13 protein-coding genes are annotated in these 17,069 nt (G+C 60.9%); 3 read left to right on the top strand and 10 right to left on the bottom strand.

All coding sequences use genetic code 11. The features are described from left to right. Positions 1 to 28: 28 nt before the first annotated feature. The gene (locus QK296_RS03290) at positions 29 to 1,294 is read left to right on the top strand and encodes a hypothetical protein (protein ID WP_120247816.1); all 1,266 of its coding nucleotides are present in this window, start codon (positions 29 to 31) and stop codon (positions 1,292 to 1,294) included. A 306-nt stretch (positions 1,295 to 1,600) separates the two neighbouring features. On the opposite strand, the gene QK296_RS03285 is transcribed toward QK296_RS03290, so the two are convergent. Continuing rightward, positions 1,601 to 2,704: a hypothetical protein gene (locus QK296_RS03285; protein WP_282390596.1), complete on the bottom strand. Its 1,104-nt coding sequence runs from the start codon at positions 2,702 to 2,704 to the stop codon at positions 1,601 to 1,603. A 176-nt stretch (positions 2,705 to 2,880) separates the two neighbouring features. Between QK296_RS03285 and QK296_RS03280 the strand changes: the two genes are divergently transcribed. Next, positions 2,881 to 3,510 (top strand): class I SAM-dependent methyltransferase, encoded by a 630-nt coding sequence (locus QK296_RS03280; RefSeq protein WP_057709531.1) that lies wholly within the window; start codon positions 2,881 to 2,883, stop codon positions 3,508 to 3,510. Here the strand turns inward: QK296_RS03280 and QK296_RS03275 are convergent, their stop codons facing one another. The 5 genes from QK296_RS03275 to QK296_RS03255 form a co-directional block, all read right to left on the bottom strand. Then, positions 3,511 to 4,827: an amidohydrolase family protein gene (locus tag QK296_RS03275; RefSeq protein WP_282390595.1), complete on the bottom strand. Its 1,317-nt coding sequence runs from the start codon at positions 4,825 to 4,827 to the stop codon at positions 3,511 to 3,513. A 39-nt stretch (positions 4,828 to 4,866) separates the two neighbouring features. Continuing rightward, positions 4,867 to 7,080, bottom strand: coding sequence for a glycoside hydrolase (locus tag QK296_RS03270; protein WP_282390594.1), 2,214 nt, complete (start codon positions 7,078 to 7,080; stop codon positions 4,867 to 4,869). Positions 7,081 to 7,323: 243 nt separating this feature from the next. Then, positions 7,324 to 10,371, bottom strand: a complete 3,048-nt coding sequence (locus QK296_RS03265; protein ID WP_282390593.1) for an efflux RND transporter permease subunit — start codon at positions 10,369 to 10,371, stop codon at positions 7,324 to 7,326. Next, the gene (locus QK296_RS03260) at positions 10,368 to 11,438 is read right to left on the bottom strand and encodes an efflux RND transporter periplasmic adaptor subunit (protein ID WP_120247812.1); all 1,071 of its coding nucleotides are present in this window, start codon (positions 11,436 to 11,438) and stop codon (positions 10,368 to 10,370) included. Before QK296_RS03260 ends, QK296_RS03265 begins: the two co-directional genes overlap by 4 nt. Continuing rightward, positions 11,435 to 12,517: an efflux RND transporter periplasmic adaptor subunit gene (locus QK296_RS03255; protein WP_003187621.1), complete on the bottom strand. Its 1,083-nt coding sequence runs from the start codon at positions 12,515 to 12,517 to the stop codon at positions 11,435 to 11,437. Before QK296_RS03255 ends, QK296_RS03260 begins: the two co-directional genes overlap by 4 nt. A gap of 121 nt (positions 12,518 to 12,638) precedes the next feature. Between QK296_RS03255 and QK296_RS03250 the strand changes: the two genes are divergently transcribed. Beyond that, positions 12,639 to 13,802: an AAA family ATPase gene (locus QK296_RS03250; RefSeq protein WP_034125474.1), complete on the top strand. Its 1,164-nt coding sequence runs from the start codon at positions 12,639 to 12,641 to the stop codon at positions 13,800 to 13,802. Positions 13,803 to 13,911: 109 nt separating this feature from the next. Here the strand turns inward: QK296_RS03250 and QK296_RS03245 are convergent, their stop codons facing one another. The 4 genes from QK296_RS03245 to QK296_RS03230 are packed head-to-tail and all read right to left on the bottom strand — an operon-like array spanning position 13,912 to position 16,835. Continuing rightward, positions 13,912 to 14,760 (bottom strand): transporter substrate-binding domain-containing protein, encoded by an 849-nt coding sequence (locus tag QK296_RS03245; protein ID WP_003187618.1) that lies wholly within the window; start codon positions 14,758 to 14,760, stop codon positions 13,912 to 13,914. Then, on the bottom strand, positions 14,757 to 15,533 hold the full coding sequence (locus QK296_RS03240) for an amino acid ABC transporter ATP-binding protein (RefSeq protein ID WP_282390592.1): 777 nt from the start codon (positions 15,531 to 15,533) through the stop codon (positions 14,757 to 14,759). Before QK296_RS03240 ends, QK296_RS03245 begins: the two co-directional genes overlap by 4 nt. After that, the gene (locus tag QK296_RS03235; protein ID WP_003187616.1) at positions 15,530 to 16,189 is read right to left on the bottom strand and encodes an amino acid ABC transporter permease; all 660 of its coding nucleotides are present in this window, start codon (positions 16,187 to 16,189) and stop codon (positions 15,530 to 15,532) included. The genes QK296_RS03240 and QK296_RS03235 overlap by 4 nt, the downstream gene beginning before the upstream one ends. Next, positions 16,170 to 16,835, bottom strand: a complete 666-nt coding sequence (locus QK296_RS03230) for an amino acid ABC transporter permease (RefSeq protein WP_003187615.1) — start codon at positions 16,833 to 16,835, stop codon at positions 16,170 to 16,172. Before QK296_RS03230 ends, QK296_RS03235 begins: the two co-directional genes overlap by 20 nt. Positions 16,836 to 17,069: the final 234 nt, after the last annotated feature.

Genomic DNA, 17,069 nt, shown 5'->3' with positions numbered 1-17,069 from the left:
CCGTGAATGTTTCCCCAAGGACGGACTGATGATCAAAACACACCTAATGAAAATCGCGGGCAGCCTGTTGGCGAGTGTACTTGCATTGACAGCCAATGCTGCCCACTACGTCAAATTGGGGCCTATGGCTGGGCAGTGCGAAACCACCAGCATCAACGACAACGCTATTGCTGTCGGCAACTGCTCGCCGCCCGATTCCAGCGCTAACAATGCGCCTTGGGTGGTAAACCTGAACACACCGAACGCACAGCTAGCACTGAAACCACTGGTGGAAACTCAGCCCTGCTACGCAAGTGCTGTCTCCAACGGTGGCTGGATTGCTGGCATCTGCAAGAACGCTAACAATGTCGATACCGCCGTGATCTGGAACGTGACTACCCCGACAAGCACTCCTACAGCGCTCGCTCCGCTTCCTGGCACACTACTGCGTGCTGCAGATGTACGGACCACCGTCAACGCGTTCAACCAGCGCGGCGATATGCTCGGATCAAGCATCAGCAGCGACGGCAAAGAGTACTCCACAGTTGTGTGGCTTGCCGGAACTGGCACGCCTATGCGCGTTTTTTCGTCGCTACTCGGGTTGGCAGGGTACAACGACGCATGCACTCCTCAGGACATAAACAACACGCTTACGAGCAACTATCCGGGGATTGCCCTGAACTGCCCGGGCAGCAACGGCACTACCGTTCCCAAGTTAGCTCAAGCGAATGCCACCGGTTATACCGTGACACCCTTGCCCCTCGCTACCGGGGCCAACCATTGCGTGGTCACTGGCCTCAATAACGCCCTACAATCCATAGGCTTTTGCGAGTATCCCAACACCAATGCCAACCCGGCCCGAACAGCAGTCTGGAATACACCCACGTCGGCTCCGCTGACTCTGAATCTGGCAATCGGCACCATGAACTATGGACGCGCAATCAATAACAACGGAATTGCCCTGGTAGAGCGCAAGGATAACGACGGCAGGACCAGCTATTTCACGTGGATTCCTCCTGCCGGAATATTTGGTATCCAGCTGATTGAGCCTCCACCGAACACATGGACCCAGGCATTCAGCATTGCTGACAACAACACGGTGGCTCTGAACAGGACTAATGATGCTCAGTACACAGTCGGATGTATCTGGCATCCTGCTTCCGGTGAAATTCCTGCCAAATACAGCTGCCTTGAAGCAATTGACGGTGGCCGAAACAGTGCGCTCAAGGCCGTTTCCCAAAGCGGGAATTATGCCGCTGGTCAGAACGTTGATAGCGAGCAGGACGTTCAAGCTGTGGCGGTAAAACTTTACTGAAAGGGATGCTTACGAGCTCAAACACCATTTAATACTCGACACATTCGACCTAGGAGATTCAGCACATGCCAAACCTCATGACTTCCAGCGGCTTCGTGTCGGCCGTCCTCGTGCTGTTCGCTACCGTAAACGAAAATGCAGCAGCCACTCCCATTTCTTCTGCACCGACATTCGTTGTGCCACAGAACTTCGCAATCACTGTCCGAGCCGCGGAAAACGGTTTTTCTTGGATCAGCTCTCGAACCGATAACCGTTCGATGCAGGAAGTGAGAGCAGTGGGCTCCGCCCGCCTGGAAACCCGCTAGCTCACGGGCACTCATCCAGTTGGGCAACGCTGGCGCGGGGCACGAAGGTGATGGTTTTTTCCTTGGCCTGCCAGGGCCTCACGATGTAGCTGCCATCCGAGTCGGCCATCACCCGCAGTTTTACACTGCGCTTGGGGTTGTCGGCGTCTACCAGCACGCCGGGAACCTTGGCCTCTGCCGCCCAGGTCATCAACGTACACACGCGCCCTCCCGAAGCGGAGCCTTGCAGCGGCAGGCCGCCCAACTTGGCCCCGCTCGCCGGGATAAGCCCGAGTAAAACGATGAGGGCAAAGGCCACCAGTGAGGCGAACGCCACCGGGTTTTTCTGAACGCGCATGCGCACCACCAGGCAGGCGGCGCTCCCCTGGATCAGAAATAGCACGGCCATTTCGGCGGCCATGAACGGCGCAAAGAACACGGCGCTGTCGGAGTACTCGCTGAAGGCGCGGGAGACCGGCACCGTCACCATCAGAATGACCACCATTTGAATGGCCCCGGCGCCAGCACTGGCCAGCCAGAACTCGCCGGACAACTCACGCAGGGCAACATGGGCGGGCCGGGCACGAATGATGATGCCGACATAGGCCACTACCGCCGCCATGATCGCCACGATCCAACCGAGCGTCAGCAAAAGCCCACTTTCGGCGTTCACGGACAGGTATACGGCGGACATCCAGAACACAAACATCACCAACAGGCTGGCCCCCCAATGTCCCAGTAACCTCCTGTGCTGGGCCGTCTCTTGCGGCGACTGCGGGCTGAGATTGAGTTGATCACTCAGACGCACACCTGTGCCGTTCAGGCGCGTGAACAAGATGAACGTGGGCACCAGGATCGATGCGCCCATCATGCCGATCACAAATACCAACATGGCGAACATCGCTGGCAATGCGGTGAACGCCGACGCCGACAAGATACTCAGCGGCACCTTTTCCATCTGGATGTACTGGTACAGGTACAGGCCTGCCACCGAGAGAATCCCCACCGTCAGCGGCCAGGCACGCTCATTGAGCCAGAGCAGGTCATTGCTCAATCTCGTGGCGTATTGGTCAACCTTGTTCGGCGCGGTGTGGTGGCCAACGGGTGAATGTTTTTCCTCTTCCATGGATGTATAGCCCTCTGCAAATGAGGGCCGAATCTTACCCACAATTCCCCGTGGCGGTCTGTCGGATGCGCACACTGCGAACGCCATGAAGCGCCCTACAGCGGATACACGGTTTTCAACTCAAGAGTGGGCCAGGGTATAGTCCCGTTACTTCAGCCGCAGCCGTGCGCCATGCCATGAAACTTGCTCCCGACGACCTCAATCAGATCACCGCCACCACCTTGGGCCATTACAACAAGGTGGCCGAAGACTTCCGTGAAGGCACCCGCGATCACGATGTGAGCCAGAACATCGACGCGCTGCTGCGGCATATCCAGGGCACGCCGCCGTTTACCGTGCTGGATTTCGGCTGTGGGCCAGGGCGGGATTTGCAGACGTTTACGCGCATGGGGCATATCGCCGTGGGCCTGGATGGCTCCGAGCGTTTTGCGCAGATGGCCCGCGAAGACAGCGGCTGTGAGGTGCTGCAGCAGGACTTTCTCAAGCTGGACCTGCCCGCTGCGCGCTTTGACGGGGTGTTTGCCAATGCGGTGCTGTTTCATATTCCCAAGCAGGAACTGCCGCGCGTGCTCAAAGAACTGCATGGCGCGTTGAAACCTGGAGGCGTGCTGTTCAGCTCCAACCCTCGGGGCGAGAACCAAGAGGGCTGGAATGGGCCGCGGTATGGGTCTTATCACGATCTGGAGGCGTGGCGAGCCTTGCTGACCGAGGCCGGGTTTGAAGAGCTGGAGCACTACTACCGGCCGGCCGGGTTGCCGCGGGAGCAGCAGCCTTGGTTGGCGAGTGTGTGGCGCAAGCCTGCCTGATCAGCGAGCCAGTGAGAGACCATCCACAAAGACTTCACGAATGTCTTTCACTCCACCTGCAAACACCAGCGCGGCATAAGGTTCCTGCCAGGGAGTGAAGCTACCTGGGTCCACCAGGAGCAGGTCAGCACGTTTACCCAACTTGAGACTGCCCAGCTTGTCCTCCACCCCCAGCACCTCGGCGCTGCCCAGCGTGTGCATGCGCATCACTTCATAGGCTTGCATCGCGGCCGCCCGTTGATGAACGGCGCGCACCTGATACAAGCCCATGCGCATATTCTCGAAGGGATCCGCTCGGTCGGCACTGGCTTCGCCATCCACGCCCATGCCCACTTTCATGCCCGCGGCGCGATAAGCCAGCACATCCGCCATCCCGGACCCCAGGCGACCGTTAGACATCGGATTCCAGACCATGGCGACACCCGCCTTGGCCGCCGCAGCAGTCAGCTCGGGTGTGGAGTGAATGAAGTGGCCAAAGATCAAGCGCGGCCCGATGATACCCGCCTGTCCAAGTACCGGATAACGGGCGCGCTCCCCCGCGGAATCTGCTACGGACTCAAGATAGTGCTGCTGGTTGCCCAAAGAAAACTCATGCATCAGGTCGCCTTCAACCTGGGCCTGCCCGACCGCAGCGTCGACGAACCCAGCGCCGCCGGCAAGCATCGTGCCCAGATAACGCCCTGATTCAGATTGCGCGCCGGCCCACATCAGGAATGCCGCAGTACGCTCACGGGCCATGGCGGGAGTCCAGCTTTCGCTGATGGTGCGTACATTGAACCCGTGTATCACACGCCCCCCCGCGTCGAGCGCGCCGCGCAGTTGTTGGCGGTCCACTTCGCCGCTGCGGTCCGCCCCGGTATAGGTAAAGTTGAACATCGTGGTAATACCGTTGCGCAGGGACTGGCTCGCACCGCGCCGGGTCAGTTGATAGAGCTGCGCGGCGTCCAGCTTTGGCGCTTCAACGCCGTAAAGCCGGGCAAGCCAACCTTCAAGGTTTTCATTCGCGGCAATCCCGTAGAACCCGCTTTGCCACAGGTGGCTGTGCGCCGACACAAACCCCGGCATCACCCATTGCCCCCTTGCATCAATACGGCGTTGCGCCACTAGCCCGGGGGGCGCTTTGCCGGCGGCCAATCCGCTGATGGCGCCGGCCTGATCCACCAGCAGGTAGCCCATGAACGGACGGGGCTGGTCCGGCTCCATGGTAAAGATGTAGGCGTTCTCGATCAGAAGCCGTGGGCCAGCCTGAGGAGACTCGTGCTGGCACGCGATGACAATCAGCAAGCAAAATGCCAACAACGCAGATTTGATATACATGAGGATGACTCCCTTCCTGACCGGCAAGGGTGCCCTCACTCAATGTAGAGGGTTGCCGGCGCGATACTGCATTACGTTGTCGCCTGCCTCGAACGCGGTAATGCTGTATTCATCAAGGGTGGCCCCAGCGATCTCACGGATTTGCCCAGAGAAGTTGGCAACCAGCCGAGTACCATCGGCAAACGTGGTTTGTTGCACCTGCCGGTCATCGCTCAACCAGCGAAAATCGATCATCGCCTGAGTAGCCAGACGCTGGTGTAGCGCACGGAAAAAGGCATCCTGGCGTTGTATCACCGGCAAGCGCTGTTTGAGTGTAGCTGTGCTCAGGTGATACAGCGGCGGCACGTTATAGAGCAGTTGGGTCAACTCGTTCTCGACCTGCACATTGCTCAGCTTGAGGCTGTCGAACAGCCAATGATGGGTGGTGATCACCGAGCCGTGGAACACCGCCTGATACAACGGCAGGCGCATCGTCGGCTCGAAATACACGGTGCGAAACGGCTCCTTCAACGGCACCGATTTGAAGAACACCGCTGGTTGCTCCGTGGGGTACCAGTTGCCGACGAAGTACGGCGACTGTTGGTCCTTGGTCATCTCAGGATCCCCCCAGCCGATCACCGGGGTCTGCATGCCGTGGGCAAACAGGATGCCCTGGGCGGTGATGGCGTTGCCGTCTTCGGAGCCGGTGACCAGCTTGGGCACGGTGTTTATCCAGCGGGAGGCTTCGATATTGCCTTCGGCGTTTTGCGCCTGGGTCATGCTGGCGTCGCTGCGGTAACTGTCGAACAGCATGCTGGTGGCGTAGGCATCGAGAAACCAGGCGTTGAAACCAGCTTTGGCTTGTACCGCTTTCACCCGCGCCTCCAGCAAAGGCCGTACACAACGCGGGTCGGTGTAGTGGCCGGACTTCTGGAAGCCGGTTTTCAGCTTGCCGTCTTTCAGCACGATCGCGCAGTCGCGATAGGCCTTGGCGCCCAGGTGGGCGGTGGTCCAATCGGGGTTTTCCGTGGCGGACAGGGCCGTTTCATAGGAGTCGTAAGGCGCCATCAGAAAACCGGCATCCACCCCCGCGCGAATCGCTTCGGGATGCCAGAGGCCACCCTCCCAACCTTCGCCCAAGGTCAGCAACAGACGCTGCAGCCCGGCGTCGCGCAGGGCTTGAATGGTGCTACTGCCCCAAGTTTGCGGGCTATCACCCAAGGCCCCCGCAAAGTCCACGGCCAGTTCACTGCGCAGCTCACCATAGCGAGCGGCAAGGCGGGTCATGTCGGGCTCTTCCACCTGCCAGGCCTGCCGGGCCTTGGTGTTGATCGCCGCGTTGAGGCCGCGCAGCAGCACGGTTTGCTCATAGCGATTCAAGGGAGTGGACTGCGCCAGCAGCTGTGCGCTCTCTTTGTCCATCAGCGTCTTGAGTTCATGGCTGCGCAGCCGTTTGATCAGTGTTGGCCAATCACGCACATCACCCAAAGCCAGCAGGCCGTTGTCCCAGAGGTACACATGGCTTGCGCCCAGCAGCTTCTGGGCTTCAGGCGTCTGCCGCAGTTTGTCCGCCAACGGTTCATAGCGGCCCTGCTCCACCAGCCACTGGCGGTAGCGCTTGGCGCCAGCCAACGGATCGGCATCGCCCAAGGACAGGCGCAGTGTCATCGGCGCGTCGGGCGCCAGCGGGGTGAATTCATGGGAAGCTGAGAGGGCCAGGCCGTTGCCGTCGGCTTGCCATTGCAGGCGGTTGTTGTAGGGGTTGGTCAATAGCCAGTTCAAGGTGAAGCCAGCGTGATCCACGCCCCACAGCGGCAGGCTCAGGTCCTGGGTGGTATTGAACTCGCCCCGCTCCAGCAGAAACGCGTTCCAGATGGCATTGCCGGCAGGCACGTAATGCCCCTCGGCCAAGGGCCAGATCAACCCTCGTCCCATGGCCTCGGCGGGCTGGCGCAGCAGGGCCAGCTCACCGGGCTCACGGGCGTTGATGGTCAGGGCCAGGTCGCGCTGTTGCAGGCGGGCGCTCAGGCGATAGGCGCCGTTGTCCCATTGCCAAGTGGCCTGGTCAGGGGTGATCCGCAATTGGCTGACGGCATGCGCAGCCACACCGCTGGAGGCCTGCACCGAGGCTTGGCCCGCAGGTGTCACGCGCAGCGCCAGGGTGGCGGGGTCGAGCTCGACACGCCATAAAGCGTTTTCCAGTACGGTGGCGGCGAAGGTGGGCGGCGCAAGGAGCAACGCGCAGAGCAGCAAGGTGAAACGCAGGCACTGCATGAGGATCGACCTGGGTTTGGAATAAGGACCAGAGGGTACAACATGCAGTAGCGAGCCAGGACGACATGCGGATTTTTCAGAAGTTTCACACAGCCTTAACCAGAATGAAGATCCAAATGTGGGAGCTGGCTTGCCTGCGAAAGCGACAGTTCAGTCACAGATGCAGCGACTGACGCACCACCTTCGCGGGCAAGCCCGCACCCACAGAGGATCTGCGCTTAACTGACAGCCCCTCTCTCAGTGTTAATCCTGTTTCGGCTCGCGGATCTTGTACCAGGCCACATACAGCGCCGGCAGAAACAGCAACGTGAGCAATGTCGCAATGATGATCCCACCAATCATCGCGTAAGCCATCGGCCCCCAAAACACCTCCCGTGCGATCGGGATCATGCCCAGGCTCGCCGCCGCAGCAGTCAGCAGAATCGGTCGACGCCGGTGTTCGGTCGCCTCCACCACCGCATCCCACGGCGTGTAGCCGGCCTCTTCGTATTCGTGGATCTGAGTGACCAGAATCACCGAGTTGCGGATGATGATGCCGATCAGCGCCAGAATCCCCAGGATCGCCACAAAGCCCATGGGCGTGCCCGTGGGGATCAACGCCAGTACCACGCCGATCAGCCCCAGTGGCGCGACACTCGCCACCAGGAACATCTTCTGCACGCTGTGCAACTGGATCATCAGGAAGGTGGCCATCAGGAACAGCATCAACGGCACCACCTTGGCGATAGGCCCCTGAGCCTTGCCACTTTCTTCCACGGTACCGCCGGTGGCGACTTTGTAGCCCACCGGCAAGCCTTCGCTGAATTTCTCGATGGTCGGCGCCAACTGCTTGACCAGGTCGGTCGGCTGCATTTCATCGCGCACGGCGGCCTTGATGGTGATGGTCGGCTTGCGGTCGCGGCGCCACACCAGCGGCTGCTCCAGCTCGTAACGCACGGTGGCGAACGCCAGCAGTGGAATCGAGGTGCCGTTGGGCGTGACGATCTGCAGGTTCTGCAAGGTCTCCGGGGTGCCCCGCTCGGCATCTTCGGCGCGGCCGACCACGTTGATCAGGTAGATATCGTCGTGCACCTGGGTCACCGCCGCGCCGCTGACCACGCTGTTCATCAACTGCGCCACGTCTTCCGACGACAGCCCCAATTGCCGCGCCTTGTCTTGGGCGATGTCCACCCGCAGCACTTTGCCCGGCTCGTTCCAGTCGTAGATGATCTCGCCCAAATGGGTGTTCTGGTCGAGCAAGGTCGCCAGTTCAATGGCGTGCTTGCGCACCTGGTCGATGTCTTTGCCAGACACACGGTACTGGATCGGCCGCCCTACCGGCGGGCCCATTTCCAGCGGCTGCACGTAGCTGCCGATACCGACAAAATCATCGCGCAGGCGCTGTTGCAGGCGGGCGATCAGGGCGCCACGCTCTTCCAGGCCCTTGCTCACGATCACCAGCTGCGCGTAGTAGGGGTTTTCCAGCTGCTGGTCCAGCGGCAGGTAGAAACGAATCGCGCCCTGGCCGATGTAGGTGCTCCAACGGGCGATGTCCGGGTCGTCCTTGATGATCGCCTCGAGGCGGTCGACGGCCTTGCGCGTCTCGTTGATCGAGACGTTTTGCGGCAGGTTCAGGTCGACGAGGATTTCCGGGCGGTCCGACGACGGGAAGAACTGGTTCTGCACAAACTGCATGGAAAACACCGAGGCCACGAACAACGCCACGGTGATGCCAATCGCCCACCAGCGGTTACGCATGGCCCACAGCATGCCGCCATTGAAGGCCCGGCCAATGCGCCCTGGCTCGGCGTTGTGCGGTTTCACATTGGCACTGAGGATATGCACGCCGATCACCGGCGCAAACAGCACCGCCACCACCCACGACACCAGCATCGCCACGGCAATCACCGCGAATAGAGTAAAGGTGTACTCGCCCGCCGAACTGGCGTTGAGGCCAATCGGCACGAAGCCGGCCACGGTCACCAGGGTGCCGGTGAGCATCGGGAACGCCGTGGAGGTATAGGCGTAAGTCGCCGCCTGTTCCTTGGTTTCGCCTTTTTCCAGGCGCGTGATCATCATCTCCACGGTGATCATCGCGTCATCCACCAGCAGGCCGAGGGCGATGATCAACGCGCCCAGCGACACACGCTGCATGGTGATGCCGCTGTATTCCATGAACACAAATACCAGCGCCAGCACCAACGGGATCGAGCACGCCACCACCAACCCGGCGCGCATGCCGAGGCTGATAAAGCTCACCACCAGCACGATGATCACCGCCTCGAACAATGCGCTGGTGAAGCCACCGACGGCCTCCTCCACCACTTCGGCCTGGTCGGACACCTTGTGCACGCCGACGCCCACCGGCAGGTCGGCGGTCAGCTCGTCCATGCGCCCGTGCAGGGCCTTGCCGAACGACTGGATATTGCCGCCCTTCTGCATGGCGATGGCCAAGCCAATCGCCGGTTTGCCGTTGAAGCGGAACATCGGCCGCGCCGGGTCCACATAACCACGGCTGATGTCGGCAATATCCGCCAGCCGGTAGAAACGGTCATTGAGGCGCAGGTTGACGTTGGCCAGGTCTTTCTCCGAGGCGAACTGCCCGGAGGTGCGCACGGAGATGCGTTCGGGCCCTGCCTCGATCACCCCGGCCGGGGTCACGGCGTTTTGCGATTGCAGGCTTTGCACGACCTGGCGCTGATCAATGCCCAGGGCCGCGAGTTTGCGCGTGGAGAAATTCAGGTAAATCACTTCGTCTTGCTGGCCGATCATCTCGACCTTGCCCAGCCCTGGCACCGAGCGGATCTCGGCGCGCACTTGCTCTACGTAGTCACGCAGCTGGCGCATCGACAGGCCATCGCCGGTAAAGGCATACACCGAGCCGAACACGTCACCGAATTCATCGTTGAACGACGGCCCCTGCAAGCCCTGGGGGAAGGTGCCGCGAATGTCATCGATCTTCTTGCGAACCTGGTACCAGATCTCCGGGATAGCCTTGGCGCTGGTGGTGTCCTTGAGGAACACGAACACCGTGGACTCGCCGGGCCGGGTGTAGCTTTTCACGTAGTCGAGGGAGTCGAGTTCCTCGAGTTTTTTCTCGATGCGGTCGGTGACCTGCTTGAGGGTTTCTTCCTGGGTCGCGCCCGGCCAGCGGGTCTGGATGACCATGGTCTTGATGGTGAACGACGGGTCTTCTTCACGGCCCAGGTTCATGTACGAGAACACGCCCATCAGCAGCGCGACGAACATCAGGTACCAGACGAAGGACTGATGCTTGAGGGCCCAGTCGGATAAGTTGAAGCTCCCTTTCATCGCGGGCTGTCCTCGTCGATTTTGACTTTTTGCCCGGGTTTCAGGCTGTTCACGCCGGCGGTGACAATGCGCTCGCCGGGTTTGACGCTGCCATTGAGCAAGGCGCTGTGAGCATCACGACTGATGACCGTGACCTCGCGGGGTTGTACGGTCTGGCTCTGGGTATCGAGCAGCCAGATACGGGTCTTGCCGTCGACTTCCTGCAAGGCGCTCAGGGGCAGTTCGATGCGCGGGGCGATGGCGGTGCTCAAAGTCACGCTGATTGCCGTGCCCAGGCGGAACGCGGGCGGGGTTTCGGCCAGGCTCAGGCGTGCGCGACGGGTGCGCGTGGCGCTTTGGGCCTGAGGCTCGATCTCACGCACCACGGCGGTGGTGTGCACGCTGGGGTCCAATTGCCCGGCGACCAGGAACACCACATCGGCAGGCAGACGTTCAGCCAAGCCGGCGGGCAAGTCGATCACGGCTTCCTTGATGTCCGGACGGGCCAGGGTCACCACCTGCTGGCCGGCGCTGACCACCTGGCCGGCCTCGGCATTCCAGGCGGTGACGATGCCGGCGTGGTCGGTGCGCAGTTCGGCGTAGTTGAGCTGGTCCTTGGCTTGATTGACCGAGGCGCGGGCCTGGTCGAGGGTCGCCTGGGTGGTTTTCAGGTCGGTCTGGGCCACATCCAATTGAGCCTGTGCGCCGACGCCACGGTTGAACAGTTCCTGTTGCCGCCGAGCGTTGGCCTGGGCGTTGATGAACTGCGCCTGTACCCGCGCCAGGTCGCCCTGGGCGGCACGTAATTGGTTCTGCTGGTCGGTGGGGTCAAGCACGGCGAGCAAGGCGCCTTTCTGCACTTCGGCGCCGACATCCACGGCGCGACGGGCGATGCGGCCAGGCACGCGGAAACCCAGGTTGCTTTCATAGCGGGCCTGGATGGTGCCGGCGAAACGACCGAGGTTTTCCTGATCTTCAGCCTTCACTTCCATGGACAGCACGGGCCGTATGGGTTCGGGCGGCGCCTCTTCCTTGGAGCAGGCCACCAGCAACAGGCTGACGGCGACAATGAGCGTCAGTTGCTTCATGGCTGCGCTCCGGGTTGGGCGATCTCGACGACCATGCCGGGGTGCAGCAATTGCCCACCGGCTATCACGACTTTTTCACCGCCGTTGAGGCCCTCGCCGATGATCACTTTGCCGGTGAGGTAGCGCGCCACGGTGACCTTGTGCAACTGCGCCTTGCCCTCGCCGTCCACCAGCCATACGGCTGGCTCGTTGAGGTCTTTGGTCAGGGCCGACCAGGGCAGCTCGATGCTCGCCTTGGCCGGGCCATTGGCGGTGGCGCTGACCACCGAGCCCAGCTCCATGCCCTTGGGCAGGCTTTGCAGGGCGATCTTCACTTGCACGGTGCCGGTATTGGCGGCCACGGCGGGCGTGACTTCGCGGACTTTGCCCACGGCCTTGATGCTCGGGTTGTCCAGCAGGCTGACGGTAATCGGCGCGTCGGGCGGCGGCTCAACCAGCAAGGACTCATACACGTTGAACACGGCGTCACGCTCGCCATCGCGGGCCAGGCTGAAGATCGGCACGGTAGCTTGTACCACTTGGCCGACTTCGGCCTGGCGCGCCGTGATGATCCCCGGTGCATCGGCGATCAACGCGGTGTAGCCCAATTGTTCGCGGGCATTGGCCAACTGCGCCTGGGCAGCGGCCAGGGCACTTTGACTGCTGCGCAGCGCGGCCTGGGCGGCGTCGTATTCGCTGCGGCTGGTATAACCTTTGGGCAAGAGTTTTTCCTGGCGCACGAAGGCGGCGGCGGTCTGCTTGACCCGCGCCTGTTCAGCCACAACCTGAGCCTGGGCGGAATCGACATTGGTTTGCAGGTCCTTGGGGTCGAGCTTGGCCAGCACTTGCCTGGCCGTTACTCGGTCGCCCACGTCGACCATGCGCTGGATGATCTTGCCGCCCACGCGAAAGGACAGATCGGTTTGCACCCGCGCCTGGATATCACCGGTCAACGTGACCGCCGCGGCAAAATCCGCCGACTGCACCGTTTGCACGAACACCCGTGAATGCTGCTTGGGCTCGGCCTTGTCTTGGCCACAGCCACTGAGCAGCGCCAGGAGGCCAAGGCTGAAAATAAATGTCGAAGTGCGACCGCCCATGCAGGCTCCTTTTGCGTGATGCCGACGTTCAAGTGTGTATGCGACTGTGAGCTTAGATCAGGGTTCCTTATCTGCATGGAGGATCCCATACTCCAATGGTTCCCACGCTGACTAAATACACATGCTTAAAACCCTCGCGGTGGCCAATTACCGCTCGATCAACAAATTGGTGGTGCCCCTGGACCGGCTGAACCTGGTGACTGGGCCCAATGGCAGCGGCAAGTCCAACCTGTATCGCGCCCTGCGCCTGTTGGCCGAAACCGCCCAGGGCGGGGTGATCAATGCGCTGGCCCGTGAAGGCGGGCTGGATTCCACATTCTGGGCCGGGCCGGAAAACATCAGCCGGCGCATGCGCAATGGCGAAGTGCCGGTGGAGGCCGTGGTTGCCCAAGGCGTCAAACGCTTGCGCCTGGGCTTTGCCGGGGAGGACTTCAGCTACGCCATCTCCCTGGGCATGCCCATCCCGGTTCCCGGCAGCGAGTTCAAACTGGACCCGGAAATTAAAAAGGAATGTATCTGGGCCGGCCCCCTCTACCGCCCGGCCAGCCTGTTGGTGCAGCGTTCGGGCCCGATGGTACGCGCCCGTGATGGCCGCGCCTGGGACGTACTGGCCCAGCACACGCCCAACTATCACAGCCTGTTCGATCAGGTCGGCAGCCTGCGCGGTTCGCCGGAAGTGTTGCTGCTGCGCGAAAGCATCCGTGGCTGGCGTTTTTATGATCACTTTCGCAGCGATGTGGATGCGCCGGTACGTCAGCCGCAATTAGGCACGCGCACGCCGGTGCTGCATCACGACGGTCGGGATCTGGCGGCCGCGTTACAGACGATTCGCGAAGTGGGCGATGTCGAGGCGTTGCAGCACGCGGTCAGTGATGCCTTCCCCGGCGCACGGTTGCATATCGAACCCTTGCAGGGCGGACGCTTTGCCATTGAGTTCTATCAAGAAGGCTTACTGCGCCCGTTGTCGGCGGCGGAACTGTCGGACGGCACCCTGCGCTACCTGCTGCTGATCGCCGCGCTGCTGACGCCAAGGCCACCGACCATGATGGTGCTGAACGAGCCGGAGACCAGCCTGCACCCGGACTTGTTGCCAGCACTGGCGCGCTTGATTATCCAGGCCTCGAAACAGTGCCAGGTGTGGGTGGTGAGCCATGCCAGCCGGTTGATTGCGGCGTTGCAGCAGGATGAGGGGTGTAACTCGATTGTGTTGGAGAAGGTGATGGGGGAAACGCGGATTGTGGGACAAGGCATTTTGGATGCACCGGCTTGGCATTGGCCGGAGTAGGAGCGAGCTTGCTCGCGAAAAACGTCAACGATAACGCAGCGTTATCTGGTAGCCCGCGTTGCCTGTGCGTTCTTCGCGAGCAAGCTCGCTCCTACAAGGACGTGTTCAATCAGCCCTGCCACTTACCGCCTTCCACAATCACACTCTCAGGCTTGGTGTCATCGCTCAGCTCTTTACGCACATATTGGTCATAGAGCTTGAGTAGGAATTTCTCCTCGCCCAACTTTGCCAGCTCGGCATTCACCCAGTCACGCAGCTCGGTATTGCCCTTCTTCACCGCCGGGGCAATCGGCGCTTCATCACCCAGTTTCTCTTCCAGCACACGGTAACCTGGGTTCTGCTTGGCCCAACTGAACAACACCAGATTATCCTGCGCATACGCATCACCACGGCCAGCCGACAGCGCCTGCAGCGACTCGGAGTTCTTCTCGAACTTGAGCAGCTTCCAGTCCGGGTGGTTCTTGGTCAGCCAGATATCCGCCGTGGTGCCAGTGGTGACGATGGTCGTGCGGGTGGCCAGGTCATCCAGGCTTTTGACGGCGCTGTCATTCGGCACCAGGGCCTGGACCGCGACTTTCAGATTGGGGTTGGTAAAGTCCACCGCTTCCTTGCGTTCAGGCGTCACGGTCATATTGGCGAGGATCAGGTCGACCTTGTCGCTTTGCAGGAAGGGAATGCGGCTGGCCGGTTCCACGGCAACAAATTCCACTTTGTTTTCGTCGCCCAGCAGGTCCTTGGCGAATTGCCGGCCGATGTCGGTATCGAAGCCGACATAGCGACCGGCTTCGTCCACAAAGCCGAAGGGTGGCTTGTCGGTAAACACGCCGACAATCAGTTTATCCCGCGCTTTGATTTTGTCGATGTAGCTCACAGCCGCAGGTTTTACCGGCTCTTCGGCCTTTTTATCGCAGCCGGCCAGCAAGGCGACGGCAAACAGTGGCAGCAGTAACTTTTTCATATCAGCTCCAGTTCCTTGATCTTTTTGGGCAGTGTTGAAACAAAGGAGAACTTCTCCAGGAACTGCTGCGCGCGTGCGGTCTGCGGGTTCGTAAAGAATGCCTCGGGGGTGTTGTGTTCGAGGATTCGACCGGCCTCCATGAACACCACGCGGTCGGCGACGGCGCGGGCGAAGGCCATTTCGTGGGTAACGATCAGCAGGGTCATGCCATCGCGGGCCAGGCCCTGGATCACTTCCAGCACCTCCTTGACCATCTCCGGGTCGAGGGCCGCGGTGACTTCGTCAAACAGCATGACCTGGGGGTTCATGCACAACGAGCGCACGATAGCGATGCGTTGTTGCTGGCCGCCGGAAAGCTGGCGAGGGAAGGCATCGCGCTTGTCGGCCAGGCCCACGCGCTCCAGCAGTTTTTGCGCCTGCTCACGGGCCTCGCGGGGGTCGCGCTTTTGCACTTTCAGCGGGCCGAGCAGGATGTTGTCCAGCACGCTCATGTGCGGGAACAGGTGGTAGCTCTGGAACACCATGCCGATGTCCTGGCATACCTGGCGCCAGTCGGTGGTTTTATCCAACAGCTCAAGGCCTGCAAACCGCAGACTGCCGCTGTGTGCCACTTCCAAACCGTTCAAACAACGCAGCAAGGTGCTTTTGCCACAACCGCTGGGGCCGAGGATCACCACCACCTCGCCGCTTTGCACGCTCAGGTCGATGCCCTTGAGCACCTGCGTCTCGCCGAAGAATTTGTTGAAACCCTGGAACTCGATCAATGCGCTCATGCTTGGGCCCAGCGCCGTTCCAGCACCTTGGAGGCGGCTGACAACGGGTAGCAGATAAAGAAGAAAAACAGGAACAGCGCACCGTAGATCAATACAGACTCATAGGTGCGCTCGATGATTTGCTGGCCGACCTTGATCACATCCACCACACCAATCAGCACCGCCAGGGAGCTGGTCTTGATGATGCGCGTGTACACGTTGATGGTCGGCGGCGTCATGCGCTTGAGGGCCTGGGGCAGCAGCACATAGCCGTACAACTGTGGGCCGGACAGGCCAATCGACAGGCCCGCTTCGCGCTGGCCACGGGGCAACGAATGCAGCGCGCCACGCACCACTTCGCCCACCTCGCTGGCGCCCCACAACGACAGCACCAGCACCGCGCACCAGAAACTCGGAATGCTCAGGCCGAAGAAGATCGGCAGGCCAAAAAACAGCAGGTACAACCACACCAGCACCGGAATGGCGCGAAACAGTTCCAGGTAGACCCGCAGCACGCCGTTGATCGCCTTGTTATTCAAGGTGCGCAGCACGCCGTAGAGCACGCCGCCCACCGTACTGAAGGCGATGCTCAAAAACGAAATCGACAGGGTTTGCGCAGCGCCCTTGCTCAGTTGCGGCAACGACACCCAGAGCAACTCAAGACCCGAACTGGCCATGCTGGAGCCTCCTTTCCAGGCGGCTGAGCAACAGCGACAACGGCAGGAACAACAGCACGCAAATCAGCGTCAGCACGGCGAGCATTTCGTAGGTCTTGTAGTAGAGGGCGATGTAGCTCTTGGTGGTGTAGAGAATCTCCGGCACCGCCACCGCGGACACCACGGTGGTTTCCTTGAGCAGGAAAATGAAATTGGCGAACAACGCCGGCAGGCTGAGGATACCGGCCTGGGGCAGAATCACATGGCGCAGCAGTTGCCAGTCGGACAGGCCAATGGACTTGCCCGACTCGATTTGCGCCAGCGGCACCGCTTCCACACCGGCGCGCAGCACTTCGGTGAGGTAGGCGCCGCCCAGAAAGGTCATGGTGATAATCGCCGCCCAGAACCCGGAAATATTGAAACCCAGGGCCGGCAGCGCGAAGTAGACGAAAAACAGCTGGATCAACAGCGGCGTGTTACGCGCCAGCTCTACATACAACGCCACCAGGCGCGACAGGTAAGGCGTGCGAAACACCAGCAGCGCAGCGTTGATCAGCGCCACCAGCAAGGAGGTGGCAATGGCGATCAGGCCGACTTGCAGCGTCACACCCACGGCCTTGAGAAACGCCGGCAGGGTGCTGAGGATAAAAGCGAAATCGAAGGTCATGTGCAGTCCATATCGCCGCATGGGTAATGCCGCGAGCGCAGTCCGTGCCGACGTGGATAACGTCAGCTAGCGCGAACTTTAAAGGTATAAAAATCAAAGTTTAAATACCTAGATAGCATATCCATATCACCAAAAAACTTACCTCTGTGGGAGCTGGCTTGCCTGCGATAGCGGTCCGTCAGGTACAGATGTGACACTGACCCACCGCTATCGCAGGCAAGCCAGCTCCCACAG

The sequence above is a fragment of the Pseudomonas sp. AL10 genome, from assembly GCF_029960685.1.
Taxonomy (GTDB): domain Bacteria; phylum Pseudomonadota; class Gammaproteobacteria; order Pseudomonadales; family Pseudomonadaceae; genus Aquipseudomonas; species Aquipseudomonas lactis.
Note: the sequence above shows the minus strand (reverse complement) of the source record. Positions and strands in the feature narration are given on the sequence as shown.

Coding starts and splice junctions, on each gene's coding strand:
- QK296_RS03290 (WP_120247816.1), top strand. CDS start 29: ATGATCAAAACACACCTAATGAAAATCGCGGGCAGCCTGTTGGCGAGT.
- QK296_RS03285 (WP_282390596.1), bottom strand. CDS start 2,704: ATGGAAGAGGAAAAACATTCACCCGTTGGCCACCACACCGCGCCGAAC.
- QK296_RS03280 (WP_057709531.1), top strand. CDS start 2,881: ATGAAACTTGCTCCCGACGACCTCAATCAGATCACCGCCACCACCTTG.
- QK296_RS03275 (WP_282390595.1), bottom strand. CDS start 4,827: ATGTATATCAAATCTGCGTTGTTGGCATTTTGCTTGCTGATTGTCATC.
- QK296_RS03270 (WP_282390594.1), bottom strand. CDS start 7,080: ATGCAGTGCCTGCGTTTCACCTTGCTGCTCTGCGCGTTGCTCCTTGCG.
- QK296_RS03265 (WP_282390593.1), bottom strand. CDS start 10,371: ATGAAAGGGAGCTTCAACTTATCCGACTGGGCCCTCAAGCATCAGTCC.
- QK296_RS03260 (WP_120247812.1), bottom strand. CDS start 11,438: ATGAAGCAACTGACGCTCATTGTCGCCGTCAGCCTGTTGCTGGTGGCC.
- QK296_RS03255 (WP_003187621.1), bottom strand. CDS start 12,517: ATGGGCGGTCGCACTTCGACATTTATTTTCAGCCTTGGCCTCCTGGCG.
- QK296_RS03250 (WP_034125474.1), top strand. CDS start 12,639: ATGCTTAAAACCCTCGCGGTGGCCAATTACCGCTCGATCAACAAATTG.
- QK296_RS03245 (WP_003187618.1), bottom strand. CDS start 14,760: ATGAAAAAGTTACTGCTGCCACTGTTTGCCGTCGCCTTGCTGGCCGGC.
- QK296_RS03240 (WP_282390592.1), bottom strand. CDS start 15,533: ATGAGCGCATTGATCGAGTTCCAGGGTTTCAACAAATTCTTCGGCGAG.
- QK296_RS03235 (WP_003187616.1), bottom strand. CDS start 16,189: ATGGCCAGTTCGGGTCTTGAGTTGCTCTGGGTGTCGTTGCCGCAACTG.
- QK296_RS03230 (WP_003187615.1), bottom strand. CDS start 16,835: ATGACCTTCGATTTCGCTTTTATCCTCAGCACCCTGCCGGCGTTTCTC.